The organism is Paenibacillus herberti, assembly GCF_002233675.1.
Taxonomy (GTDB): domain Bacteria; phylum Bacillota; class Bacilli; order Paenibacillales; family Paenibacillaceae; genus Paenibacillus_O; species Paenibacillus_O herberti.
This window is the reverse complement of the sequence record NZ_NMUQ01000002.1, coordinates 975,138-1,001,359: the sequence shown is the minus strand read 5'-3', so window position 1 is coordinate 1,001,359 and position 26,222 is coordinate 975,138. Positions and strand designations below refer to the sequence as shown.

General features: G+C 53.1%; 24 protein-coding genes. All 24 read right to left on the bottom strand.

Going from position 1 to position 26,222, the window contains the following annotated elements; genetic code table 11:
- Window positions 1–244: 244 nt before the first annotated feature.
- Complete coding sequence (gene lysS / locus CGZ75_RS16875; RefSeq protein ID WP_176444889.1) at window positions 245–1,756, bottom strand: lysine--tRNA ligase; 1,512 nt, start codon at window positions 1,754–1,756, stop codon at window positions 245–247.
- Window positions 1,757–1,848: 92 nt separating this feature from the next.
- Window positions 1,849–2,325 (bottom strand): transcription elongation factor GreA, encoded by a 477-nt coding sequence (gene greA / locus CGZ75_RS16870; RefSeq protein ID WP_089525420.1) that lies wholly within the window; start codon window positions 2,323–2,325, stop codon window positions 1,849–1,851.
- Window positions 2,326–2,606: 281 nt separating this feature from the next.
- A complete protein-coding gene (dusB, locus tag CGZ75_RS16865) occupies window positions 2,607–3,602 on the bottom strand; it encodes a tRNA dihydrouridine synthase DusB (protein ID WP_089525419.1) in 996 nt (331 codons plus the stop codon).
- Window positions 3,603–3,619: 17 nt separating this feature from the next.
- Window positions 3,620–3,841, bottom strand: a complete 222-nt coding sequence (locus CGZ75_RS16860; RefSeq protein ID WP_089525418.1) for a helix-turn-helix domain-containing protein — start codon at window positions 3,839–3,841, stop codon at window positions 3,620–3,622.
- The gene (gene folK, locus CGZ75_RS16855; RefSeq protein WP_089525417.1) at window positions 3,793–4,365 is read right to left on the bottom strand and encodes a 2-amino-4-hydroxy-6-hydroxymethyldihydropteridine diphosphokinase; all 573 of its coding nucleotides are present in this window, start codon (window positions 4,363–4,365) and stop codon (window positions 3,793–3,795) included. Before folK ends, CGZ75_RS16860 begins: the two co-directional genes overlap by 49 nt.
- A complete protein-coding gene (gene folB / locus CGZ75_RS16850; protein ID WP_089525416.1) occupies window positions 4,343–4,729 on the bottom strand; it encodes a dihydroneopterin aldolase in 387 nt (128 codons plus the stop codon). Before folB ends, folK begins: the two co-directional genes overlap by 23 nt.
- Entirely contained in the window at window positions 4,729–5,601 is an 873-nt protein-coding gene (folP, locus tag CGZ75_RS16845; protein WP_089525415.1) for a dihydropteroate synthase, read from the bottom strand. Before folP ends, folB begins: the two co-directional genes overlap by 1 nt.
- A 74-nt stretch (window positions 5,602–5,675) precedes the next feature.
- Window positions 5,676–6,563, bottom strand: coding sequence for an aminotransferase class IV (locus CGZ75_RS16840; protein WP_089525414.1), 888 nt, complete (start codon window positions 6,561–6,563; stop codon window positions 5,676–5,678).
- Window positions 6,560–7,141, bottom strand: a complete 582-nt coding sequence (gene pabA / locus CGZ75_RS16835) for an aminodeoxychorismate/anthranilate synthase component II (protein ID WP_089525413.1) — start codon at window positions 7,139–7,141, stop codon at window positions 6,560–6,562. The genes CGZ75_RS16840 and pabA overlap by 4 nt, the downstream gene beginning before the upstream one ends.
- Entirely contained in the window at window positions 7,116–8,882 is a 1,767-nt protein-coding gene (locus tag CGZ75_RS16830; protein ID WP_089525412.1) for an anthranilate synthase component I family protein, read from the bottom strand. The genes pabA and CGZ75_RS16830 overlap by 26 nt, the downstream gene beginning before the upstream one ends.
- 149 nt (window positions 8,883–9,031) lie before the next feature.
- A complete protein-coding gene (gene cysK / locus CGZ75_RS16825; RefSeq protein WP_089525411.1) occupies window positions 9,032–9,973 on the bottom strand; it encodes a cysteine synthase A in 942 nt (313 codons plus the stop codon).
- 139 nt (window positions 9,974–10,112) lie between these two features.
- Entirely contained in the window at window positions 10,113–11,090 is a 978-nt protein-coding gene (locus tag CGZ75_RS16820) for a peptidylprolyl isomerase (RefSeq protein WP_089525410.1), read from the bottom strand.
- A gap of 14 nt (window positions 11,091–11,104) precedes the next feature.
- Window positions 11,105–12,007 carry an Hsp33 family molecular chaperone HslO gene (gene hslO / locus CGZ75_RS16815; RefSeq protein ID WP_089525409.1) on the bottom strand — a complete coding sequence of 301 codons (903 nt, stop codon included), beginning with the start codon at window positions 12,005–12,007 and terminating at the stop codon, window positions 11,105–11,107.
- 50 nt (window positions 12,008–12,057) lie between these two features.
- Window positions 12,058–12,828 carry a type III pantothenate kinase gene (locus CGZ75_RS16810; protein ID WP_089525408.1) on the bottom strand — a complete coding sequence of 257 codons (771 nt, stop codon included), beginning with the start codon at window positions 12,826–12,828 and terminating at the stop codon, window positions 12,058–12,060.
- A gap of 3 nt (window positions 12,829–12,831) precedes the next feature.
- Window positions 12,832–13,725 carry a carboxylating nicotinate-nucleotide diphosphorylase gene (gene nadC, locus CGZ75_RS16805; RefSeq protein WP_089525407.1) on the bottom strand — a complete coding sequence of 298 codons (894 nt, stop codon included), beginning with the start codon at window positions 13,723–13,725 and terminating at the stop codon, window positions 12,832–12,834.
- Window positions 13,709–15,334 (bottom strand): L-aspartate oxidase, encoded by a 1,626-nt coding sequence (gene nadB / locus CGZ75_RS16800; RefSeq protein WP_089525406.1) that lies wholly within the window; start codon window positions 15,332–15,334, stop codon window positions 13,709–13,711. The genes nadC and nadB overlap by 17 nt, the downstream gene beginning before the upstream one ends.
- A gap of 36 nt (window positions 15,335–15,370) precedes the next feature.
- Entirely contained in the window at window positions 15,371–16,309 is a 939-nt protein-coding gene (gene nadA, locus CGZ75_RS16795) for a quinolinate synthase NadA (RefSeq protein ID WP_089525405.1), read from the bottom strand.
- A 404-nt stretch (window positions 16,310–16,713) separates the two neighbouring features.
- A complete protein-coding gene (locus CGZ75_RS16790) occupies window positions 16,714–17,673 on the bottom strand; it encodes an ABC transporter permease (protein WP_089525404.1) in 960 nt (319 codons plus the stop codon).
- A complete protein-coding gene (locus CGZ75_RS16785) occupies window positions 17,674–18,756 on the bottom strand; it encodes an ABC transporter permease (protein ID WP_089525403.1) in 1,083 nt (360 codons plus the stop codon). It abuts the gene before it with no gap.
- Between the two features lie 16 nt (window positions 18,757–18,772).
- Window positions 18,773–20,314: an ABC transporter ATP-binding protein gene (locus tag CGZ75_RS16780; protein WP_089525402.1), complete on the bottom strand. Its 1,542-nt coding sequence runs from the start codon at window positions 20,312–20,314 to the stop codon at window positions 18,773–18,775.
- A 77-nt stretch (window positions 20,315–20,391) separates the two neighbouring features.
- Window positions 20,392–21,456 carry a BMP family lipoprotein gene (locus CGZ75_RS16775; RefSeq protein WP_089525401.1) on the bottom strand — a complete coding sequence of 355 codons (1,065 nt, stop codon included), beginning with the start codon at window positions 21,454–21,456 and terminating at the stop codon, window positions 20,392–20,394.
- Window positions 21,457–21,829: 373 nt separating this feature from the next.
- Complete coding sequence (gene ftsH / locus CGZ75_RS16770) at window positions 21,830–23,890, bottom strand: ATP-dependent zinc metalloprotease FtsH (RefSeq protein WP_089525400.1); 2,061 nt, start codon at window positions 23,888–23,890, stop codon at window positions 21,830–21,832.
- Between the two features lie 202 nt (window positions 23,891–24,092).
- Window positions 24,093–24,632, bottom strand: a complete 540-nt coding sequence (gene hpt, locus CGZ75_RS16765; RefSeq protein WP_089525399.1) for a hypoxanthine phosphoribosyltransferase — start codon at window positions 24,630–24,632, stop codon at window positions 24,093–24,095.
- A 69-nt stretch (window positions 24,633–24,701) separates the two neighbouring features.
- Window positions 24,702–26,189, bottom strand: coding sequence for a tRNA lysidine(34) synthetase TilS (tilS, locus tag CGZ75_RS16760; RefSeq protein ID WP_089525398.1), 1,488 nt, complete (start codon window positions 26,187–26,189; stop codon window positions 24,702–24,704).
- Window positions 26,190–26,222 lie beyond the last annotated feature (33 nt).

Sequence of the window (26,222 nt, the reverse complement as noted above, 5' to 3'; positions counted from 1 at the left end):
AAGGTGTTTGACTTGCTCATTTATAACGTTGACTTGCTTCACTCGTTGTTCAGTTTTCAAAGAACAAATTCACTTGTTTTTCGCTTGTTTCCGTCGTGCCTCTCAGCGGCGACTTAGATAATATATCACAGGCGCCTAAACGGATGCAAGTGTTTTTTTAAATTAATTCAAGATTTCTTTTCAACCCGTGTATAAGAACGTAAAAGCCGCGCCATTCCTAGGAATGGCGCGGCTGCTAGTTAATCTATTCGTTCCTCATATGAGGGAAGAGAAGTACATCGCGGATTGATGGGGAGTTCGTCAGCAGCATGACCAGACGGTCGATGCCAATGCCGAGTCCACCGGTTGGCGGCATACCATACTCCAGCGCACGGATGAAGTCCTCATCCATATCTTGCGCTTCGTCATTGCCTGCTTCTTTCTCAACGAGCTGAGCCTCGAAACGCTGGCGCTGATCGATTGGATCATTTAGCTCCGTGAATGCATTGGCATGCTCACGAGATACGATGAACAGTTCAAAACGATCGGTGAACCGTGGGTCCTGGTCATTTTTCTTCGCGAGCGGAGAGATGTCCACTGGATGTCCCGTTACAAATGTAGGCTGAACGAGCGTATGCTCGACAAACTGCTCAAAGAAGGCATTGACAATATGTCCGTAAGTCATATGCGGCTCTACCGCCACCTTATGCTCCTTGGCGAGACGCTGAGCATCTTCCAGAGATAACTGTTCGGTAAAGTCTACTCCCGTAGCATCCTTAATCAACTCCATCATGGATACGCGGCGCCAAGGCACGGTTAAATCCACTTGCTGGTCTTGATATTGAATGACGGTGCTGCCATGTACCTCTTGTGTGATATGCGCGATGAGGTTCTCGGTTAAGGACATGATGTCCTTGTAGTCAGCATAGGCCTCGTACAGTTCAATCATCGTAAACTCTGGGTTGTGACGCGTGCTCATACCCTCGTTGCGATAAACGCGTCCGATTTCGTAGACTTTCTCCAGTCCACCTACAATCAACCGCTTCAGATGCAGTTCAATAGCGATCCGCATATACAGTTGCATGTCCAGCGCATTGTGATGCGTGATGAACGGGCGAGCCGCCGCGCCACCGGCAATGGAATGGAGAGTTGGTGTCTCCACTTCCAAGTAGCCGAGTGAATCCAGGTAACGGCGCATCGATTGGATGATACGGGAACGGAGTATAAACGTCTGCTGCACATCCGGATTAGTAATCAGGTCGACATAACGCTGACGATAGCGCTGCTCCACGTCCTTCAGGCCGTGGAATTTGTCCGGCAATGGAAGCAGGGACTTGCTGAGCACGGTGACTTCTTTTGCCTTAATGGAGATCTCGCCCGTCTTCGTCTTGAACACGGTGCCGAACACGCCGACAATGTCGCCGATATCAAGCAGATCGAATGCCTGATACTGAGTCGCTTCGACCGTATCTTGACGAACATAGATTTGGATGCGGCCAGTCAGATCCTGGATGTGAGCAAAAGCGGCCTTGCCCATACCGCGCTTCTGCATGATGCGGCCGGCAATGCGTACTTCTGCGCCCTTCTCTTCCAGCTCCTCCTTGCTCAGCTCTCCAAACTCCGAGGCGATTGCTCCTGCGTTGGAGCTGCGCTCAAACTTGGAGCCGAACGGATCCACACCGAGACCGCGGAGTTCATCCAGCTTGGCCCGTCTAATTTGCAGCAGCTCGCTTAAGTCTTGTTCCTGTGCTTCCAAAGTGCCGTTGTCCTGATTCAATTTCAGTTCATCTCCTTGTCATTGCCCTTATCCGTTAAAAAAGCTCCCTATATAAGGAAGCTTAAACTCGCTGCTAGATTGTAGCGTTGCTCTTACTTCTTGATGTCGACGATCTGGTACTGAATTGCTCCTGCAGGCACGCTGACTTCAACGGTGGTTCCCTTCTTCTTGCCGAGGATAGCTCGACCGAGCGGGCTCTCGTTGGAAATCTTGTTCTGCAGCGGATCGGCTTCTGCCGTACCGACAATCGTGTACTCCATCGTATCTTTAAGCTCAAGATCTATGACGGTGACGATGGATCCGATGCTTACCGAATCGATGACGATGTCGTCATTATTGATGATGCGGGCATTGCGCAGCATTTTTTCGAGGGTAAGAATACGTCCCTCAATGAAAGCTTGCTCATTCTTGGCATCTTCATACTCGGAGTTTTCGCTGATATCACCATAGCCAATGGCTACTTTGATTCGCTCAGCCACTTCACGGCGTTTGATCGATTTGAGATTCTCCAGTTCCTCTTCAAGCTTCTTGAGTCCGTCCTGAGTCAGAATCACTTCTTTGTCGCTCATTGCCGATTTCTCCTGTCATGGCTTATTTGCTTGTACCCTGTTATAAGGATAACCCGGAAAATGAAGGGGTTAGCCGGCAGTTAGGATCAGACCAGACGGCCCCAAGAACAGTCGGTACAGGATTATATTGCAAGATTATATGCAATTGAAACCGGTGTGTCAATGCGAGAGCGTTTGCTGCCATGCTAGGGATGAGATATAAAAAGCACCCGCCGCCCTCTCCGAAACGGAGAGAAGCATGAGCAGGTGCCCGGTATTCCTGCTGTTAACCAGTGGTGGCCTCAGACAGCAGCTGTCTCTTCGTCTCGTTTCAAAGACAAGAGATAATCATCCAGAATTCGAACCATTACATCGCGGCTCGTTTCCTCCATGATGTTGTCCTTGATGCGCGCGGTTCCCGGCAGTCCCTTAAGATACCAGGCCAGATGTTTGCGCATCTCGCGCACAGCCACTGATTCGCCCTTGAGAGCAATCAAGCGGTCCATGTGCAGAATGGCAATCTCCATTTTCTCCTGTGCCGTTGGATCAGGCAGCAACTCATCATGCGTCAGGTAATGGATGGTGCGATACAACATCCACGGATTACCCAGCGCGGCGCGACCGATCATGACCCCGTCACAGCCTGTCTCCGCCAACATCCGCTTGGCATCTTCTGGGGAAGATATATCACCATTGCCGATGACCGGAATGCCGACGGCTTCCTTCACCTGCCGGATGTAGCTCCAGTCCGCATGTCCCGTATAAAGCTGCTCGCGTGTACGTCCATGAACACTGACTGCCTTGCCGCCAGCCCGTTCTACAGCGAGCGCGTTCTCTACGACAAAGATATGTTCGCTATCCCAGCCGATCCGCATTTTGACGGTGACGGGCTTCTGTACGGCATCAACGACCGAGCTGACCATCTCATAGATCTTCTTCGGATCGAGCAGCCAACGGGCGCCGGCGTCGCATTTGGTGACCTTGGGCACTGGACAGCCCATGTTGATGTCGATGATGTCAGCATTGGTTTCTTTGTCGACAACCTTCGCAGCCTGCACCAGTGATTCGCGATCACCGCCGAAAATCTGCAGGCTGAGCGGCTTCTCGCGCTCGTCGACAAAAAGCATTTCGCGCGTGCGCTTATTGCCATGTACGATCGCTTTGTCGCTGACCATCTCGGCACAGACAAGTCCTGTGCCGAATTCCTTAGCGATCAGGCGGAAAGCGGGGTTGCAGACACCGGCCATTGGAGCGAGAACGACATTATTTTTCATTTGGATATCGCCAATTTTGAGCATAAAGTCTTACCTCTCTTCTATCGCAGACCGCCGCTGGTCGCGGCCGTCAATTCTTCGTAATCGATACCGAGCGTCTCGGCTATCCGGCTAAGCAGCTTGGGCTCGGGCTTGCGGGTACCCCGCTCCAATGAACCGAGCACCGCAACAGAGACATCCAACTTATCCGCGAGTTCCTGCTGAGTGTAACCCTTCAGCTTCCGGAAGGCGCGAACCCGCTGTGCCAATTGATCGTATTCCATGAGGCAATGCCTTCCTTTCCATCCCGTAATGCCGCCTTGGCCATAGCCTCAGCTTGTTCCAGAAGGGGATGGCCCTTCTCCAGCACCTCGGATAGAGGCACCATAACAAATGCCCGCTCCAGCATCCTCGGATGAGGAAGCTCGAGCTCAGGCCCGCTAAGCACAACTTGATCATACAACAACAGATCCAGATCAATGACCCGGGGGCCGTTGCGAAACTCTCTGATTCTGCCTAGCTCTTGCTCAAGCCCAAGCATAAGCCGCAACAGCGCGACTGGCTCCAGCGTGGTGGACAGTGCAGCAGCCATATTGAGAAAAGGGGGCTGGTCGGCATAACCGACCGGGTCGGTTTCGTATACGGTAGATACGCGGAGAACCTCTACATCAGAGCTGGCTTCGAGCCGTTGCAGCGCGGCGGCAAGCATGCCGCTCCGGTCACCGATGTTGGAGCCTAGAGCGATATAGGCGGTAACAGCCTGCAGAGTCGGCTCTCCCGACCTGCTAGGCGGGAATGATCTGTCCATGTTCATCCCGCTTTCGCACCAATTCGACGGTAACGCCTTCGAAAAAAACCTCGAAAGGAGGATTCGGCTTTGTCACGCGAACGGTCAATTCATTAATGCCAGTATAAGTCTCAAGCAGGATGGTTGCAATACGCCCTGCTAGCGCCTCGATCAGCTTAATCGGCGGTCCTTCCACGATTTGCTTGGTGAGCGCATGCAGCTCGGCATAGTTGATGGAGTGCTCCAGCTCATCGGTCCGGGCGGCCTGTTCCAGGTCCAGCTTGAGGATGAGGTCAACGCGAAATTGCTGGCCCAGCCTGTTCTCCTCTGGAAAAACACCATGAAATCCGAAAAAGCGCATGCCAGTAAGTGTCATTTTGTCCATTAGGAGTCCGTTCCATCCTTTCCATAAATCATGGTGTCCATCATAAGCGCCGTGCGCTTCATCTCTTCAACATCATGCACCCGCATGATCTGACAGCCCTGCGCAATGCCGAGCGCTACCGTTGCCGCGGTACCTTCAACGAGTTGATCGACCGGCAGGCCGAGCGTCTCGCGGATGAACTTTTTGCGCGAGGTGCCCAGCAACACTGGATAGCCAAGCTCGGACAGCTCGGACAGCCGGACCATCAGCTCTAGGTTGTCGGCGTAGGTTTTGGCGAAGCCGATTCCAGGGTCGAGCCAGATGTTGTCCCGCTGCACACCTGCGGCAAGCGCAATCTCGATGCTGTGCTCCAGATCTGCGAGAACATCCGGCACCAGGTCGCGGTAATCGCGCTGCTCCCGGTTGTGGCTGATGATGACCGGGCAGCCGAACTCGGCGGCCACACGGGCCATCTCTGGATCCTGCTTCAAGCCCCAAATATCATTAATGATATGGGCTCCTGCTTCAAGGGCGGCACGCGCCGTGGCAGGCTTGTACGTGTCGATCGACAGGGGCATGTCGGGCAACTCGGCGCGAAGTTTGGCGATGAGAGGCACGACGCGGCGGATTTCTTCTTCTAGCGATACCGGCGTAATGCCAGGAAAGGTAGACTCCCCACCGACGTCGATCAGGTCGGCGCCCTGAGCTGCCATTTGTAGAGCAAATGCTATCGCGGCTTCTCCCTCGTTATGCCTTCCTCCGTCAGAGAAAGAATCCGGAGTCGCGTTGAGAATGCCCATGATCAGCGTTTTTTTGCCAAGCTCAAGCGTCAAACCACCGGGCAGATTATAGTGTCGGACCGGCACTCCATGGCCCCGCTTTTTTGTGTACATTTGTAACCTCCTGCTTGAGCAATACGATTTCGCCGTCCATGGAACAGCGTACGTCTGTAATGAAATAAAAGAACTCAGCTGCCGCTGCCCCCAGTACCGCTAAGGTACTGTTCATGCAAATCTCGAAAGATCGGACCAGCTGAAGAACCGGCTTTGGGTTGGAAGGATCGTCCTTCTGCATCCGTTAGCCGAGTCGCTGGCACAAGCTCCTGAATGGAGTTAGTCGTCCATACCTCATCTGCGTCCAGAAGTTGCTCCCAGCGGTAACGTCCTTCATGCACCGGGTAGCCCGCCTCGCGCGCCAATTGCAACACATGTTCCCGCGTAATGCCGGGTAAAATGCCAGTGTCGAGCGAGGGCGTGTGTACAGCTCCATCCATGGCAAAAAACAGATTGCTGACAATGCCTTCCGCCAGCCATCCTTCCGCGGTCAACATCAGTCCTTCGGAGCCTATGCTTGCTCCGCTCTCCACCAGCTCCCGCTTGGCAGCGATGCTGTTCATATAATGGAGCGACTTCATGCGCAGCCCAAGCTCCGGTGTATTGCGAGGCGTGCGCAGCAGGCGCAGCTCACGGCCGCTCGTGTACAGTCCGGGCGCTGGTTCAGGAAGCGCTTTGACCATCAAAATCTCGTGCGGCTCCTCATAGTCGCTGGTCGGCAAGCCAAGCCCGCCTTCCCCGGCAGAGACGGTCAGCCGCACGTAGACATTTTCCGACAGGCCATTGGCCTCCGCCGTCCCACGAATCAGCTCCGCAATCCGCTCGGTATCCGGCGTATAGCGAATATGCAGCCTCTGGCAGCTCTCTGCCAACCGAGCCAGATGCTTTTCCAATAAAAAGGGACGGCCCCCGTAGGTGCGCAGCGTCTCGAACAATCCCATTCCATACAAAAAACCGTGGTCAAACACGGAGATGTGAACATCTCCGGCACTGGCCACGGCTCCGTTATAGCCAATCTTCATTTTGCCGCCGGGGCCTTCTCCGCCAGGAAGCTGCGAAGCATGGAGAGCCCGTTCTCTGTAATGATCGATTCTGGATGGAACTGCACGCCCTCAATCGGATAATGTTTGTGGCGCAGCCCCATGATCTCACCTTCGGCCGTTTCGGCCGTAATTTCCAGCTCATCCGGCAGCGTCTCGCGGCGAACAATCAGCGAATGATAGCGCGTAGCTGTGAAAGGCGACGGTAAACCTTGGAACACGCCTTTGCCCGTATGGTGGATAGGCGATGTTTTGCCATGCATTAAACGTTCGGCCCGCACAACCTCGCCGCCAAATGCTTGTCCGATCGACTGGTGGCCCAGACAGACGCCGAGAATCGGAATCTGACCCTTGAAGCGCTCAATCAGCGCCAGACTGATTCCAGCCTCATTGGGTGAACATGGTCCTGGTGAGATCAGAATATGATCCGGTGCCAGCTCCGCGATTTCGTCGAGCGTAATTTCGTCATTGCGCTTCACGATAATCTCTTCCTTCAGCTCACCTAGATATTGCACCAGGTTGTACGTAAAAGAATCATAATTGTCGATGACTAAAATCATGTGAGAGCCCCCTGTCCGTGTGAATGATCTCCTCGTCGCCTGCAGCTTCTATATGGTTCGAGCGCGAGCGGTGAAGCTCCGCATAATGGAAGGCGCGCCAGAGCGCTCTTGCCTTGCTCTGCGATTCGCGGTATTCCCGCTCTGGATCTGAATCGATGACGATGCCCGCACCGGCCTGGATATGGACCGTGTGATCCCTTATCGCCATCGTACGAATAATAATATTAAATTCCATATCTCCGCTGTAGTCAATCCAACCCATCGAGCCGGTATAAGGTCCGCGCCGCGTCGGTTCCAGCTCTTCGATGATCTCCATCGTGCGGACTTTAGGTGCACCCGTTATCGTCCCGCCTGGAAAAACGGCGCGGATCACATCGTACGCATCAAGCCCGTCCGCCAGCTCGCCGTTCACTTGCGACACCAGATGCATCACATGGGAATAACGCTCGACGACCATCAGCTCTTCCACACGCACACTACCATAGCGGGATACTCTGCCCAGATCGTTGCGCTCGAGATCGACCAGCATAATATGCTCGGCGGTCTCTTTTTCATTCTCGCGCAGCTCCCGCTCCAAGCTTGCATCCTCCTCTGTTGTGCGCCCACGGCGGCGGGTACCAGCGATAGGTCGGGTATACAGCTTGCCGTCCGACATCTCTACGAGCAGCTCAGGCGACGCCGATACGAGCTGAAAGTCGGGCGCCCGCAGCAAGCCCATATAAGGGGACGGATTGATCAGCCGCAGCCATTCGTACAGCTCCTCCGGAGAGCTGTCCGTATCCTTTTGCTGCCGCAGGGATAAATTCACCTGGAAGACATCGCCAGCGGCGATATACTCCCGAATCGCACTAACCGCCGCCTGGTACTGCTCCTGCTGAAATGGGCTGGACACGTTCTCAGGCACATCGGGAAAAGGCAGCACACCAGTTGCTTCGCTGCGCTCCAATAGCCCACGGCGGGAAGCTGTAAGCCCGTTCGCCTCTGCCGCCTCGGCCCAGTCCGCCCACTCACGAAGCATCTCTTGCGCACGCTCAGCGGCTGCGTCATAGAGTTCTTTGGCTGCGGACAGCTTAGAGCTCGCTTCAAGCGGTAGGCTGCTCTGTTGTTCGCCAGCTTCAGTTGGATCTAGCGCTTCTGCACCACGCACCGCTCCCAGCGAGCGGTGGGATGACATGTGCTGCGAGTCAACCGCGCGATGGACAGCCGCATACAGGCAAGCTTCCTGCCGATCATAGATCCATACCTCATCCAACCTCAGAAACAAATAGTCCGGCAGACGCAAATCATCTTCCGCCAGCTCCGGCAGACGCTCAATCGAGCGGGCGACATCATAACTCCAGAACCCGGCGCTGCCCCCGGTCCACTTGGGACCTCCGGCAATTCGCGGTCCACGCCAACCTTCCATCCAATGCCGCACCGCCTCCAGCGGATCGGCCTCAATCCGACGAACCGGCTCATAACCGCCTGCAACTCCGCGCTCCAGCAGCTCTGCCGAATCTCCCTTGCCGCGTAACACAGCGGACGGGCGACGCCCGAGATACGTATAACGGCCGGACTTGCCGCTCTCCAGCAGAATGGAGTAAGGCTCCTCCGCTCGCCATGCCTCCTCCCATGAAGACGGCAGCCCATGCCCATCAGCCAGATCTACCCGGGCCAGCACAGGTAACGTCGTGTATGTTGTCTCATGCTGCTCAAGCCATTCCTGCCACTGCTCCCACGAGGTGCAGACCGATCCCTTCATACGTTGCCGTACCCGCCTTCCGTGCTCATCTCTATCGCCTGATCGTATCCTGTCCCTGTTTCAAAATCAAGCCCGAAGCCTTAAAAAGGCAAAGCCGGCCGGACCCTCGTTAAAAGGGACCGGCCGGCTCAAGAAGCCTTGCCTAATGATTAGTTTTCGAAGTTGAACAGAGCCGTGCTCAGGTACCGCTCACCGTTACTTGGCACAATTGCGATGACGCGCTTGCCAGGTCCCAGCTTCTTAGCAACCTGCAGAGCTGCGGAGATTGCAGCGCCGGAGCTAATGCCGACCAGCAGGCCTTCTTCTTTCGCAGCGCGGCGGGCAAAGTCGAAAGCTTCTTCATTCTCAATCGTGATAACTTCATCGTATATATCGCGATTCAGTATTTCTGGAATGAAGTTTGCACCGATACCTTGAATTTTGTGGCCGCCTGGCTTACCGCCAGACAACAACGGGGAAGCAGCAGGTTCAACCGCGACAATCTTGATGTCCGGGAAGCTAGCGCGAAGTACTTCGCCTGTGCCGCTAATTGTGCCGCCCGTACCGATACCGGCTACGAAAGCATCCAGCTTGCCGTCCAGGGAGTTGATCGCTTCAACAATCTCGGGACCCGTCGTTTCGCGGTGAACCTTCACGTTAGCTTGGTTCTTGAACTGCTGCGGCAGGAAGTAGTCCTCGTTCTCAGCAGCAAGCTCTTCCGCTTTCTTGACGGCGCCGTTCATACCCTCTGCTCCAGGGGTAAGCACCAGCTCTGCGCCATAGGCGCGCAACAGGTTGCGACGCTCCAAGCTCATCGTCTCCGGCATAACGAGCACGGAGCGGTATCCCTTGGCTGCAGCGACCATGGCCAGACCGATGCCCGTGTTGCCACTCGTAGGCTCAACGATCGTGGAAACGCCCGGTTTGATCAAACCTTGCTCTTCCGCCACATTAATCATGCTGATCGCAATGCGATCCTTTACGCTTGAGCCTGGATTTTGGTACTCCAGCTTAACATAAACCTCGGCACTACCCTCCGGCACCAAGCGGTTCAAGCGGACAAGCGGCGTATCTCCGATCAGTTCCGTCACATTCTGCACAATTCTGGCCATAGTCCAACTGCCTCCTCATCTATATTCCGACTGAAATAGTAGGTTATCAACTGGTTCTATCTTATCAAGGGCTTTCAGCCCTTGTCAATAGCTGCATACGGGAAGCAACAACGGCCCAGAGCCCGCTAATGCCATATCACTAACCACTACCTGAGGGGGACGGCATTCCAGGCGTTTTGGAAGTCTTAACAGAAGCTCCGTACTGCTGCAGCAGCCGCTGTTCGCCTTCCTTGAGCGAGCCTGCCTCATCCAGTGCGATAATGCGCTTAACTTCGGCGCGCAGCAACTCTTCATCAAGCCAACGAGGCTGCACTCGTGTAAGCACCTGCACGAGTGCAAAGCCTCCCTCCACTTCAACCGGTTCCGAAACCTCTCCCGGACTCAGAGTAGCTGCAGCCTCAGCCGCGCTAGGATCAAGGAATGGATCTCCCTCTTCCACAACTCCCAGATCACCGCCAAGTTCAGCTGTCTCCGTATGCGTCGAATTGTCACGAGCTAGCTCAGCGAAGTCCTTTCCTGCCTCTAGCTGATCCAGCAATTGCTGCGACTCTGCTTGGCTGGAGCTGACAATCCAGCGCAGATGCATCTGTGGAGCAGGACGCAGCTCAGCGGCATGCTCCTCCAGGTAAGCGTCGATTTGCCCTTCGGATACGGCTATGCCCTTCGTCATCCATTTTTCCATTAGGAGGCGGTACATCGCTTCTTCATAAACCTCGTCCCGGCTAAGTCCGAATTGAGCTTTCATCTCCCGATAAAAGCTCTCCTCGTCCCCGTAACCCGCCATCTGGGACAACAGTTCTGCTTCCACCTCAGCTTCAGTCGCCTGAAGATCTCCCTTGGCGCTCTCTTGATCCAGCGCCGAGCGGATCATCATCGTCTGTAGCACACTTTCACCGTACAGCTCCCGCAACCGCTCCGTGAGCTCGTCTTTACTGATGCGTTCATTGCCGACAGCAGCCGCGAGTCCGTCCTCCATCTCCGCCTCTTCACTTTGCGCGTTAGCGGGCAGGATTGCCGGCTCGTCCGGCAGTTGATTTATAATAATCAGTACGGCCAGCACGATCATGCATGCCGCCTGAATGCCGATAATCGTCTTTAAAGCCTTGTCTCTGCCCATGCGTAAGCTTCCCTCTACTCGGTCCGGTCCGACTTTGCTTCTTGAAGAAGCTTCTCCAGCCTTGGCCTGTCGAACACGTACGCCTCATTACAAAAATGACATAATACTTCCGCGCGACCATCCTCATCAATCAGGCTGCGCAGCTCCGCTTCACCCATGCTGATGAGCGTCTGCTCCACCCGTTCTTCGCTGCATGAGCAAGCGAACCCGACCGGCATCGTCTCATGCACGGTCAATTCGTCGCCGACGATCCAGCGCAGAATCTCTTCCGGCGTCTCGCCTTGGTCAAGCAACGCCGTCACATGCGGCAGGCCACCGAGCGCGCGCTCCAGCCGAGTAATATCATCGTCGTTAAGTCCAGGCAGCAGCTGAATAATGAAGCCTCCTGCTTGCAGGATGCTACCGTCTACATCGACGAGCACACCTACACCAACTGCCGATGGCGTCTGTTCCGAGGAAGCAAAGTAGTACGTGAAGTCCTCGCCAAGCTCACCCGAAATAATCGGCACGCTGCCGCGGTAAGGTTCTTTCATCCCCAAATCCTTGGTTACATGAACATAACCGGTCGTGCCCACGATGCCTGCCACATCCAGCTTACCTTGAGCATTAGGCGGTAGATGAGCCTCCGGATTGTCAACATAACCGCGCACTTCACCCTTAGCGTTCGAGTCGACAACGACGGCACCGACTGGGCCATCGCCCTTAACTTGCAGCGTCAGCTTCTCTTCGCCCTTCAGCATAATGCCCATCATCGCGCCGATTGTCGCCGTGCGTCCGAGCGCTGCCGATGCAGTCGGATAAGTGCCATGACGACGCTGCAGCTCACGTACGAGCTCCGTAGTGCGGGCTGCAAACACACGAATTTTGCCGCCCCACGCGGTTCCACGCACTAAATAATCGTTTTGCGTCTCGCTCATTTCAATGGTTCTCTCCTTCTATCGGTCCTTCGTATCTTCTATTGTATCCATTAATGTTCCTGATTGCGTTCGTAGATCAGGCGAAGCCCTTCCAGCGTCAGCAGATGATCCACTTCTTCAATCGTCTCCGACTCTGCCGCGATCAGATCTGCCAGTCCACCTGTCGCGATAACACGGGGTTCGACACCGAATTCCTTGCGAATGCGTCTTACGATTCCGTCCACCTGTCCTGCATAGCCGAAAATAATGCCAGCCTGCATCGACGTTACCGGATTGCGGCCGATAACGCTGCGCGGCCTGACCAACTCAATACGCGGCAGCTTCGCCGCCTTCTGATAGAGCGCTTCGGTCGAAATGCCGATGCCCGGCACGATGGCTCCGCCGAGATAGGCTCCGGTCTCGTCGATATAATCAAATGTCGTCGCTGTACCGAAGTCGACGACGATCAGCGGCGTGCCGTATTTCTCGATACCGGCTACCGAATTGACGATCCGGTCCGCCCCAACCTCGCGCGGATTTTCGTAGCGGATATTCAGTCCCGTTTTGATGCCAGGACCGATGATTAGCGGCGCATGTTGTAGATAAGTAGCCGACAGCTGCTCAAGCGTGCGCATAAGCGGCGGTACTACGGAAGAGATGACAACTCCTCGAATCTCATCCAGAGAAATGCCTGCATAATGGAAAAAATTATACACCATCATGCCATACTCATCGCTCGTCGCGGAGCGGTTCGTGCTCATGCGCCAATGATGAAGCAGCTCTTTGCCCCGGTAAATGCCGAGCACGATATTCGTGTTGCCTACGTCGATAACGACAATCACCGGTTAAGCCCTCCCTTTTTTACCGCCCAGATCAAGACTGATGTCCAGAGAGCGGAAAGAGTAGGTGAGACCACCGACCGAGATAATGTCCACACCGGATTCCGCCATGCTTCGCACGGTTTCCAGCGTGACTCCTCCGGAAGCTTCCGTCACAACATGCGGCGCGCGGCTGCGGATAATCGCAACTGCCTCTCGCATAAGCTCCGGCTTCATATTATCTAGCATGATGATGTCTGCACCGCTATTGAGCGCCTCTCCCACCTGCTCCAGAGACTCCGTCTCTACCTCAATCTTCATCGTATGCGGAATGGCCGAGCGTGCTGCACTTACTGCAGCGGTAATGCCTCCCGCTCCCTTGATGTGATTGTCCTTGATCATGACAGCGTCATAAAGGCCGAAACGGTGGTTAGCACCGCCTCCGACGCGCACAGCGTACTTTTCCAGCAACCGATGTCCCGGCGTCGTTTTGCGGGTATCGACCAGTCGAACCGGCAAACCTTCCAGAGCGTCCACGAACTGCCTCGTCTTGGTCGCAATACCCGACAGCCGCTGCATCAGGTTGAGCGCCAGCCGCTCGCCAGTCAAAATGCTATGCGTGCTGCCTTCAATCTCGGCAATAATGGTACCAATGCTCACCATGTCGCCGTCCTGCACAAGCGCTGTGAACACCAAGCTCGGATCCACAACAGCGAATACCGTTTCCGCTACCGGCAGGCCGGCGATGATGCCTTCCTCCTTGGCGTGAATGACCGCCTTCATGGCGCTTCCTGCCGGAATCGTTGTGCGCGTGGTAATATCGCCAGTGCCGATATCTTCAGCCAGCCAGCCCCGGATGCTTTCCCTTAATCCTGTATCGTACCCGCCAATGCCTAGCCCGTGATTAGCGAACGGTTGCATCATGGATCGCCTCCTCTGTCTGGCCCTGCAATCTGTGCAGTACCGTATGCTTGCGCCAATTGGCATCATCTCGCTGCGGGAAGTCGACACGATAATGAGCACCGCGGCTTTCCTCGCGAGCTGCGGCGGATTCCGCCGTCAGCAGAGCGTTCGTAAGTAGATTGGCGAATTCAAAATCTTCTCTCTTGGTCATTAAGCTGGAGAAGAACGGCAGTTGCCGCTTCAGCTCGGCAATACCTTTGGTCAGGCTGTCAGCGCTGCGGCGCAGGCCGATATAACGGACCATCACCCGCTGCAGCTTAAGCCTTTTCTCCACGACGGCCTGCTGGGAAATAGCGCTGTGACTACCCAGTTCCTCGTGAACATGCACCTCGCCCTCCAGTGGGGGCAGCTCGCTGATCCGATGAATAATCCGGCGTCCAAACACGATCGCCTCGGACAACGAATTGCTGGCCAGCCGATTCGCACCATGAACGCCAGTTGACGATACCTCTCCACAGGCGAACAGCCGGCTAATATTCGTCTCGCCGTTCAGATCGGTGCGTACACCACCCATCGTATAATGCGCAGCCGGTGCAACTGGAACCCAATCGGTCGTCAGATCCAGCCCATATTGCAGGCAGGTTTCGTAAATCGTCGGGAAGCGATGGCGCACCATCTCCTCGGACTCATGAGTCACATCCAAGTAGACAAACGTGGAGCCCGTCTTCTCTAGCTCACTGACAATAGCATTTGCGACGACGTCACGCGGCGCCAGCTCAAGCTGTGGATGGTAACGCTCCATGAAACGCTCCCCATGAATATTACGCAACACAGCCCCTTCGCCGCGCACGGCTTCGGAGATGAGGAAACGTGGCGCGCCAGGATAACAAAGTGTTGTCGGATGGAACTGGATGAACTCCATATCCCTTATGTAAGCACCTGCCCGGTAAGCCATCGCTACACCGTCTCCGGTTGCTACTTCGGGATTGGTCGTATAACGAAACATTTGCCCTGTACCGCCTGTACACAGAATGGTTGCTTTGCCACGCACGAATACGCGAGAGCCATCCGGTTTCTGGACAAGTGCGCCACAGCACTCACCGTCTCTGGTAATGAGATCGATTGCAAAATGATCGTCCCAAACCTCAATTCCCTCGGTTGCTATCGCTTTTTCCGATAATGCTCTTACGATCTCGAAGCCAGTAGCATCGCCATTGGCGTGCAAAATCCGTCTCTGGCTGTGTGCGCCTTCTTTGGTCAGGGCGAACTCGCCATTTTCTAAATCGAATTGCGTACCCATCCCGATCAGACTGCGAACACCTTTGGGTCCTTCATGCACGAGCACGCCAACGGCGTCTTCATCGCTTAGACCAGCTCCTGCAATAAGTGTGTCCTGCAAGTGGAACTCAGGCTTGTCCTCATCGGAGATGACCGCCGCGATGCCTCCTTGGGCATAACGAGTGTTACTGTCCATGAGGGATTTTTTGGTGACCATCAGCACGGAGCCACGCTCGCTTGCCCTTATAGCGGTAAAAAGACCGGCAATGCCGGCCCCGATGACGATTACGTCTTTCTCCACGACAGGAACATCGTCGAGATTCATATCTACCAAATATCTAGGTATCATCACGGCTAACTCCTCAAGACATGGGAGTAGCGCAGGCTACTTCACCAGCAGCATGCGCTCCAGGGACAGGCGGGCTTGGTCAGCTACCTGCGGCGGTACGTAAATCTGTGGAGACATATTCTCCAGGCAGCGCACCAGTTTCTTCAGGTTGTTTACTTTCATATTAGGGCAGACCAAGTACTTGGTTGCAAAATGGAATGTTTTGTCCGGGCTGTCCAAACGGAGCTGATAACCCGTGCCATCCTCGGTACCAACGATGAATTCTTTATTCGACGATTCCTTGCAATACTTCAGGATCGCAGTCGTGCTGCCGACAAAATCGCCAAGTGCCACGACTTCTGGACGGCATTCGGGATGGACGACAAATTCCGCGTTCGGATATTTGGCTTTCATCTCCTCCACGTCTTTAACGGTGAGCATGTCATGCGTATTGCAATAACCTTCCCAAATAATCATCTTTTTGTCGGTCATTTGCTGGACATAGTGGCCCAGGTTTTTGTCCGGTACCCAGATGACTTCATCGCCTTCGACCGAATTAACTACTTTCACCGCATTGGCCGAGGTGCAGCAAATGTCGGTTTCTGCCTTAATTTCTGCTGAAGAGTTAATATAGGTAACTACAGTTGCGTTCGGGTGCTGCGCCTTCAGCTTGCGAAGACCGTCAACATTGACCATGTCGGCCATCGGGCAGCCTGCGCGTTCGTCAGGAATAATGACGGTTTTGTTCGGAGCGAGAATTTTGGCACTCTCTCCCATGAAGTGGACTCCGCAGAACACGATCGTGTCCGCGTCGGTCTCAGCGGCTTTCTGGGCAAGCAGAAATGAATCCCCCCGGAAATCAGCCACTTCCTGGATCTCGTCTCTTTGATAGTAGTGGGCAAGAATAATGGCATTGCGTTCTTTTTTGAGCTGCAACAGCCGCTCACGCAGTTCCCGGTTTTGTTCCGCCTTGCGCTCCAGAGCCAGAGCTTCCACGGCTTTCCTCTCCTTTGGAGTCCTTAGGTTGGTCACATTCGCTTAGATGACCAAGGACCCATATAGTATGTGGCAATTGAGCATGGAATCATGCTCACGCGCCGTATTGAGCAAGTGAAATGATTCACATTGTTACAAAGAAGTGACGATTCAGTAACACCTAATTTACACCCCTGCAACAGTACTGTCAACCAAGGGATTCCCGCTATTTTGGAGGCATTTCCCAGGAAATCAAAGGAATAGGCGGACTAGCGCAAAAAGAGCGATATTAGATTAAATAAAGGTATATATCTGCCACTTCTGCACCTATGGAAACATCTCTTGTGAAAGAAAAAAGCCTCCTGCATGACGCAGGAGGCAAATTGGAAAGTCCAACCCGCTATATGCCGGGCTGGAGTAGAAGCTTAACGCTTCCCGGGATCGTACGGATCACCAAGAGCAGACGGTGCACGGCTCTTGCCGGCAGCAAAGGCCAGCAGCAGAAGCGTAAGCAAGTAAGGCAGCATGTAGAGGAATTCATTTGGAATCGACTGGGACCATTCGAACAGATCCGCCTGGAAGCGGAGCGCCTGTGCGAAACCGAAGAACAGCGCAGCGCCAGCGGCACCGATTGGGTGCCAGCGACCGAAGATGATCGCAGCAATCGCAATGAAACCTTGTCCACTAATTGTCGTGTGCGAGAAGTCATAGGTCGTCGTCAGTGCAATCGTCGCGCCTCCGAGCCCAGCGAACGCGCCGCTAAGAATAACGCCGATGTAGCGGTACTTGATTACACTAATACCAACCGTATCTGCCGCACCAGGATGTTCGCCAACCGAGCGTAGACGCAGGCCGAAGCGTGTCCGATACAGCGCGTACCAGCTGACAAACACGAGCAGATAGCAAAGGTAAGTCGTCGGATAAGTTTTGAACAATGCATCACCGAGAAGCGGTATTTCCGAAAGGTACGGTACATTGTACTTCGTAAAGGCGATGCCGGAAAGGTTCTCTGTTTGGCCGGAGCCATCGAACAAGCTCTTAACCAGGTAGATCGTCAGACCGAAAGCCAAAATGTTGATGACAACCCCGATAATAACCTGATTGGCCTTGAAGGTGATCGTAGCAACGGCATGCAATAGCGAGAAAGCTGCACCAAGCACAATCGACATCAATACACCAAACCAAGCGGCCGAGCTGCCCCCGAATCCCCATTCAGAGGAGAAATAAGTGAATACGGCGGCGCTGAAAGCACCGATAATCATCAGACCTTCCAGTCCGATGTTGACGACGCCGGAACGCTCCGAGAAGATGCCGCCCAATGCGACGAGAATGAGCGCGGTCGAGAAAACCAGCGTTGTATTCAGCAATAATCCAATCGCTTCCATCTAAGCCGCCTCCTTCTTATCTTCCCGGCGCTTGCGGAAGAATGGCTTAAGGAACCATTTTACGATTCCGTGGATGGCAACAAAGAAGATGACCGCGCCGATAACGATACGGATAATCTCGTTCGGCACATCCGCTTCAAAGCTCATACCGGTTGAACCATAACTGAGGAACCCGAACAGAATTCCGCCGAAAATAATGCCGAATGGATTGTTACCGCCGAGCAGCGAGACGGCGATACCGTCAAAGCCGTAACCCGGCAGAGCGTTCATAACAGCCATCGACTTGAAGACGCCAAGCGATTCGAAGGCGCCGCCAAGACCGGCCAGACCGCCCGAGAACATCATCGCTTTAACGATGCTTCCCTTAACGTTCATACCCGCGTAATGAGCAGCGTCCGGGTTGAATCCGCTGGCACGAAGCTCGTAGCCTTGGCGCGTTTTCCACAGCACATAGTAGAAAACAAAGGAACAAAGGATCGCAACAACTGTGCCCCAGTGAACACGCGCGTTGTCCATCAGAGTAACGAGCCAATCGATCGAAGCCGATGCCGTGCCCTGGATGTCTTTGGTCCGGTTTTGACCTGGCTCGACCATGACGACGCGAACCATGAAATTTGCGAAGTAATAGGCAATCCAGTTGAGCATGATGGTGGAAATAACCTCATTCACGCCACGGGAGGCCTTAAGCCATCCGGCGATGCCAGCCCACAGGGCACCAGCTATACCGCCGACAATTACTGCAAGCGGCATATGAATGAACCAAGGCAGATTGAGATTGATGCCGATCCATGTCGCAGCAGTCATGCCGGTAATGAATTGGCCTTCAACACCGATGTTGAAAAGGCCGGCGCGGAATGCAAAGGCGACCGCAAGACCCGTGAATATCAATGGCGTTACCTGGCGAATTGCTTCGCCGAAGTCATAGGTAGAGCCGAAAATCTTATCTAGCATCGCTCCATAAGCGACAATTGGATCGTATCCGCCTAACCACATGACGATAGCGCCAACAAGGAGGCCAAGGACAATGGCAACCAGAGGCACATAGGTGCTTTGTTTTGTGAAAATCTTACTCAAGACTTGCATTGGAGTTCCTCCTGTCTCAGACGGTATGGCGCTGGGCGTCTCCCATGACGTTGCCTGCCATCATGAGACCAATTTGCTCTTCGTTCTTCTCATCGGCTTCCATCTGGCCCATGATACGTCCTTCATAAATAACCGCAAGTCTATCGGATAGGCCGTAAAGCTCTTCCAGCTCAAACGATACGAGTAGAACGGCTTTCCCTGCATTACGAGCCTCAACCAGTTGCTTGTGAACGAACTCGATTGCCCCTACATCCAGACCACGAGTCGGTTGTACGGCGATAATCAGCTCAGGATCACGCGTCAATTCCCGAGCGATAATTGCCTTTTGCTGGTTACCACCCGACAGTTGGCGTGCTTCTGTGTGAATGCTAGACATCCGCACATCAAATTGCTGAGCTAGCTTGGATGCATTATCATCAATCGCTTTATAGTTCAAAATTCCAGTGCGGCTATAAGGCTCTTTATAGTAATTGTTCAGCACCATGTTCTCGCTGACTGTAAAATCAAGTACAAGGCCATGTTTGTGACGGTCTTCAGGAATATGCGATACGCCAGCTTCGGTCACGTTGCGCACAGAAGCTCCAAACAGCTCTTTACCATTAACTTTGATCGATCCGGAATTTGCTTTACGCATTCCGGTAATCGCTTCCACTAATTGCGTTTGTCCGTTACCATCCACACCGGCAATCCCGAATATCTCTCCAGCACGGATCTGGAACGTAACATCTTCCACAACAGCTTTGCCATGCTCACCCTGTACAGTTAAACCGGATAATTCCAATATTGCTTTGCCAGGCTTGGACTTTTCTTTATTAACTTGGAAGTTGACCGAACGTCCAACCATCAGTTCTGCCAGTTGGCGTTCACTAGATTCTTTGACGTTAACCGAGCCAACGACCTTGCCGCGACGAATAACGGTGCAGGTATCGGCAAGAGCCATAATTTCTTTCAGCTTGTGCGTAATAATAATGATTGATTTGCCTTCGCGTGCGAGAGCTCGCAAAATTTCCATCAATTCATCAATCTCTTGAACGGTGAGAACAGCGGAAGGCTCGTCAAAGATCAAAATATCTGCTCCGCGGTAAAGCGTCTTCAAAATCTCGACGCGTTGCTGCATACCAACTGTAATATCCTCGATCCGGAAGCGTGGGTCAACCTTCAATCCATATTGGTCGGACAGTTCGCGCACCCGTACATTAGCGCTCTTGATGTCTACCTCAATACCTTTGGTTGGCTCGTTGCCGAGAATGATATTTTCGGCCACCGTAAATGGCTTGACCAGCTTGAAATGCTGATGCACCATACCGATACGAAGCTCGATTGCTTTGCCTGCACCATCGATGACGACTGGTTCACCATTAATTTCAATATGACCTTCATCGGGTTGGTACAAGCCGAATAGGATATTCATCAGCGTCGACTTGCCTGCGCCGTTTTCGCCTAAAAGAGCGTGGATTTCTCCTTTGCGCAGCTGAAAGCTGATGTTATCATTTGCCACGATGCCAGGGAAACGTTTTGTAATCCCTTTCAATTCAGCGACGATTGGCTGATGCTCCATGAAATCTCTCCTCCCTGTCAAAAAAGAACAAGGCCGGCGTCGGCTGGCCTTGTCATATTGGCTATGAGGTAACTCAATTATTTAAAAGGAACCTTGATGTCACCGTTAGTAATTTTGGCTTCGTATTCTTTTACTTTCGCCATAATCTCTTCGGAAACGTTCGGGTTGTTCTCTGGAAGACCTACAGCGCCGTCTTTAAGTGTCAGCAGACGAGTTTTTCCACCTTCGAATTTGCCGTCGATGAGTTCTTTCGACACGATAATAACCGCTTCGTCAACACGTTTAACCATGGAAGTCAGCGTAATGTCGTTGCCGAATTCGATCGATTGGTCTTTATCTACGCCGATAACCCATACTTTTTCGCCTTTGGACACACGGTCCTTAGCTTCGGTGAACAAGCCGTTACCGCTACCGCCTGCAGCGTGATAAATAATATCCACACCGTTATTGTAAAGCGTAGCTGCAGCTGCTTTGCCAAGATCAGGCTTAGTGAAATCGCCAACATAGCTGATTTCAACTTTTACATCCGGGTTAGCCGCTTTTACGCCTTCTACAAAGCCAGTTTCAAAGCGCTTGATAAGATCGCCTTCTACACCGCCGATGAAGCCGACTTTATTTGTTTTAGTCGTCAGTGCTGCAACAACACCAACCAAGAAGGAACCTTCATTTTCAGCAAACATAACCGATGCAACATTCGGTGCGTCAACTTCGCTATCGATGCTGGCAAGCTTCGCATCAGGATTTTGCTTGGCTACCGTCGTCAGAGCTTTGTTCATCATGAAACCCATGCCCCAAGTCAGATTGTAGCCCGCTTTCACCATTTGGTTCAGGTTCGGCTCGAAATCGCTTTCGCCTTTGCTTTCAAGAGGTTTAACTTCAGCTCCGGTCTCTTTTTGCAGTTTCTGAAGACCTTCCCAAGCGCTTTGGTTGAAAGATTTGTCGTTAACGCCGCCACCGTCTGTAACCATACCGATTTTGAAGTCTTTGCCGCTGTTGTCGCTAGTGACAGCATTCTCTGTATTCGCTGCTCCTCCGGTGTTGCCTTCAGCGTTATTACTTTTGGATCCGCAACCTGTTACTACGAGCATAAGTGCAAGAGCGGAAACGCTGAGTACATGAGTCGGTTTGCTTGTCCATTTCATCTTTGTATTTCTCCCCTGTTCTTCACCTTAAATTGGTTTGAATATAGTTATTATAGCCTATAATCTTGAAGAGTCAATCAGAAAGAATGAATAAATATTACATGATGAAAACATTTACATTAGAGATAAATCGAGAATTAAAGGATGATTTTGGGAATTAATCGGATTAACATGCATTCTGTGGCATAATTATTAATTATAAATCTTACGCCAGTTCATCACCCTATCCCTTTTAGATTTCCCTTGCTCTCGCATATTATACCTGATGGTCCTGAACATAAGCAACAGCCCCTCTGCACAAATGTGCAGAGGGGCTGTTCACTGTTTTTAATAGACTGCTAGGCCTAGAGCCCTAGCCTCTAAAATGACTTATTTAAGCTTTGTTTTTCGGGTCAGGATCATTATCGGAACCAATTGGATCCTTGTTTTCAGGACCTTCATTGGGACCATCATTAATTCCTTCACCAGCCGTAGTCGTGGTCTCTTCGGGGTCGCGACCTTGAATACGGACTTTGACGCCGCCGATTTCATCAATGATTGGCTCACCACTCGATTCGGAGTCGCTGACCACTTCGCCATCGCCACCTTTGCCGTCGACAGAACCCGTCTCGATCAGGTTACGGATCTGTTCCAGATCCAGCGTCTCGATACGAAGCAATGTCTGAGCGATAAGGTGAACTTCCTTGCTCTTCTCGGTAAGGAGGTTTTTGGCGCGCTCATACGAATCGAAGATGAAGGATTGCATCTCCTGATCAATCTCATAGGCGATCTTGTCGGAGTAGTTCTGCTCATGCCCAATATCACGGCCCAGGAATACTTGACCTTGGGAGCTGCCGAACTGCATCGGTCCAAGCTTGTCACTCATGCCGTACTCCATAATCATGCCACGAACAATGCTGGTCGCATGCTTGAAGTCGCTATAAGCGCCAGTGCCGATTTCGCCGATGAACAATTCTTCGGCGACGCGGCCGCCGAGCAACCCGGTAACCTTGTCGAGCATCTCTTGCTTGGTAACGAGCATGCGGTCTTCCTTAGGAAGCATAATGACATATCCGCCTGCCTTGCCACGAGGGATAATCGTAACCTTGTGCACCATGTCAGCATTTTCCAAGAAGTAGCCGATAATCGTATGGCCTGCCTCATGGTAAGCGACGATGCGCTTCTCGCGATCACTGATGACGCGGCTTTTCTTCTCCGTGCCGACGATGACACGATCGATAGCCTCATCAACCTCGAGCATGCTGATGTCTTTTCTATTACGACGCGCTGCGAGAAGGGCTGCTTCATTAAGCAGGTTCTCAAGATCGGCGCCGGTGAAACCAGTCGTGCGCTTAGCAATAACGTCAAGCTTAACGTCCTTGTTGAGCGGCTTGTTGCGGGCATGAACTTTAAGCACCGCTTCGCGACCTTTAACATCCGGGCGGTCAACCGTAATTTGACGGTCAAAACGTCCCGGACGAAGCAGAGCTGGATCGAGAATGTCAGGACGGTTCGTGGCAGCGACGATAATGATACCTTCGTTGGCGCCGAAGCCGTCCATCTCTACGAGCAATTGGTTGAGCGTTTGCTCGCGCTCATCATGACCGCCGCCGAGGCCTGCGCCACGCTGGCGACCGACCGCGTCGATCTCATCGATGAAGATGATACATGGTGCATTCTTCTTGGCATTCTCGAACAGGTCGCGGACGCGGGATGCGCCTACGCCGACGAACATTTCCACGAAGTCAGAACCGGAGATGCTGAAGAATGGCACTCCCGCTTCACCTGCAACTGCGCGGGCAAGCAAGGTTTTACCCGTACCCGGAGGTCCAACGAGCAGTACGCCTTTTGGAATACGAGCACCGACTGCTGCAAACTTGCGAGGGTCCTTGAGGAATTCCACGACCTCAATAAGCTCTTGCTTCTCTTCGTCAGCACCAGCAACATCCTCGAACGTCACCCGCTTTTTCTCTTCATTATACAAACGGGCACGGCTCTTGCCGAAGTTCATCACTTTGCCGCCGCCACCCTGAGCCTGATTAATCAGGAAGAAGAACAGGATGAAGATAATCACGAACGGAATGATGGAGGTCAGGAATGTGAGCCAGATGCTCTGACCTTTCATCGGTTTGTAATCTAATTTAAACTTGTTGGTTACACTTGCCACATCGAGTTCCTTTATAAGGAATTCATCGGTATTAGTGTAGGTGTAGAATTTGAGTGATTCGTCCTTGGCCCCCGCTGGCGCTTTTCTGTATTCACCGGCCACCAGATACGTGTACTTGTCGAATTGTACGGTCAGCTTGCTGATATTGTTGGCTTCAAGCTCTTGACGGAACTCGCTGTAAAGAATTTTCTGGGTTTTTTCGTCCTGACCGCTGATAAATTGCACTATACCGACGGTTACCAGGAATATAAGCAGGTAAAATCCAGTGTTCCGGATGATTCGATTCATCCCCTACCTCCTCTCTAGACGCTTAAAATATTTTACCATAGCCGGTCTGGCTATCTCAACAGAACCCCAGCCTACACCCGATACAGCCTCACCATCCCACAAAACGATGTGCGTTAAGGAATACCGTAAATGAAGCATGTGTCTATCCAATCCTGTAAAATGCAGAGCTCCATGGAGCAGAGAACACTGCCGGGGAAAGCTTTTATTTGCTGTAGACTTCAGGCTTGAGAATGCCGATATAAGGAAGGTTGCGGTAATATTCGGCGTAATCAAGACCATAACCTACGACAAAAGCATGCGGAAGAGTAAAACCGGTATAATCGGCATCGAGATCGACCGACCGACCTGACGGCTTGTCGAACAACGTGACAACCGTCACCGACTTGGCATTACGACGCTCCAGCACATCGATGAGATAGCTGAGCGTTAAGCCGCTGTCAATGATGTCTTCCACGATGAGTACCTCGCGACCCTCGACAGATACGTCTAGATCCTTATTGATTTTGACGACACCGGAGGACTTCGTTGCAGCCCCATAGCTGGACACGGCCATAAAGTCCATCTCCAAAGGCACGCGTATTTCCTTAACCAAATCGGCCATGAAAATAAACGCTCCCTTAAGAACGCAAATAACGAGTGGATTGCGCCCCTCGAAATCGCGGGTCAAAATTTCGCCTAACTCCTTGACCTTGTCCCGGATTTCTTGTTCGCTGTGTAGAATTTCCTGAATGTCGTTATGCAAGTGTAGTTCCTCCCGAATCATCTGATCCTATTCTTATGAGCTTAATAAGGCCTGTTATTCATAGACTCTTCAACTTAAAGGATTCGGCGGGGCAATTCTCTGCGCATCGATGCGCAGCAGACGCCTCGTCCCCTCTCCTGCGGTCGCATGAGTGGATCTGCGAATGCCTGGAATCCAGAGAATTCGGTCCTTGGCGTCGCATATCAGCGGAACGGAAGGCCGCAAGGAAGGCGGTACCTTGGCATCAACGAACATATCTTGCACCTTTTTGGTACCGTTTAGTCCAAGCGGGTTCATCCGATCGCCATCTCTGCGACTCCGCACCCGGAGCGGGAGCAACAGCTCATCCAAATCAAAAAAGGCGGTCAGCGGGCCCGCCCCCGCAACCGCAGGGCCGACATCGCCCTCCCGTAGGATAGCTACCACGCTGAACTCCAGCCGTAGTCCTGCTTCGACTAGCTCATGCGCTCCATGCGGCTCGGCGATGAGAATCTCATAGCCGTCCTGCGGTTCCTCGTTGCGCCTGGTCCACTTCAACTGACCGTACTCTCGGTGAAACCGCAGCCCGCGCGACAAGTCGATCCGCCAGTTGACCGGCGCCTCGGCTAATGCGCCGAGGCGTATATGCTCCACCTCATCAAAGCCGGTGGGTTCCTTTTCCAAAGCAAGATAATCTAATATTAGTTTAATCAATCTCCTTTGTAAAGCGACGTGCAGACCTGCCAAATCCGCGCCGTACATCGTCAAACCGGCCTTTTCTGAGCTCACAAGAGAGGTGAACAGCTCCTCGGTCCGCGCTGCCAGAAAGTCCGATTCTGCGGAGGCCGCTTCGGCCAGCCGACACAAGGAGGAGGAGAGCCTGCCATTGAAGGACTCCAGATAAGGCAAAGCTTCGAGCCTGACCGCATTGCGGAAATAATCCGTTGAATAATTGCTGCTGTCCGTATAGTAAGGAATTGTCCAATGCTTGCAGTAAGCGGCAAGGTCCGGTTTCGTTATACGCAACAGTGGGCGGATCAGTTCCACTTTTTCTTCCCTTCGTCGCAGCGGAATGCCCCCCAGTCCGCTCGGAGCCGTACCGCGCAGTACGCGCATTAACACCGTCTCAGCCTGATCGTCCGCATGATGAGCGAACGCGATCCTCGCCGCTCCTGCACGGGAGGCCGCTTCATGGAGAAAACGGTAGCGCAGTTCACGAGCCGCCGCCTGTTTATTGCCGCCATGCTCTCGCAAATAGTCCGGCACGTGAAGCTCGGCAATGTCGCAAGGGATGCCGAGCTCTTCGCAGAAGCGCCGCACGCCTTGTGCCTCCAGCAGCGATTCTTCCGGCCGGAAGCCATGGTTGGCATGGGCAGCCGTTACGCGTACGCCCAGGCGCTCAGCATATGTATACAAAGCATGCAGCAGCGCCATGGAATCCGGCCCGCCGCTGACGGCGACCAGCACGGTATCGCCGCGCTCCCAGAGCCGCTCCTCCGCTCCCATCCGCAGCAGCTCCTGCAGCACCCGCTCCTGCCGACCTCCTGCCGCTTCTCGATCGCTTGCCTGTTGGTCCATGGTGACGATCTCTCCTAACTAAAGATGTAAAAC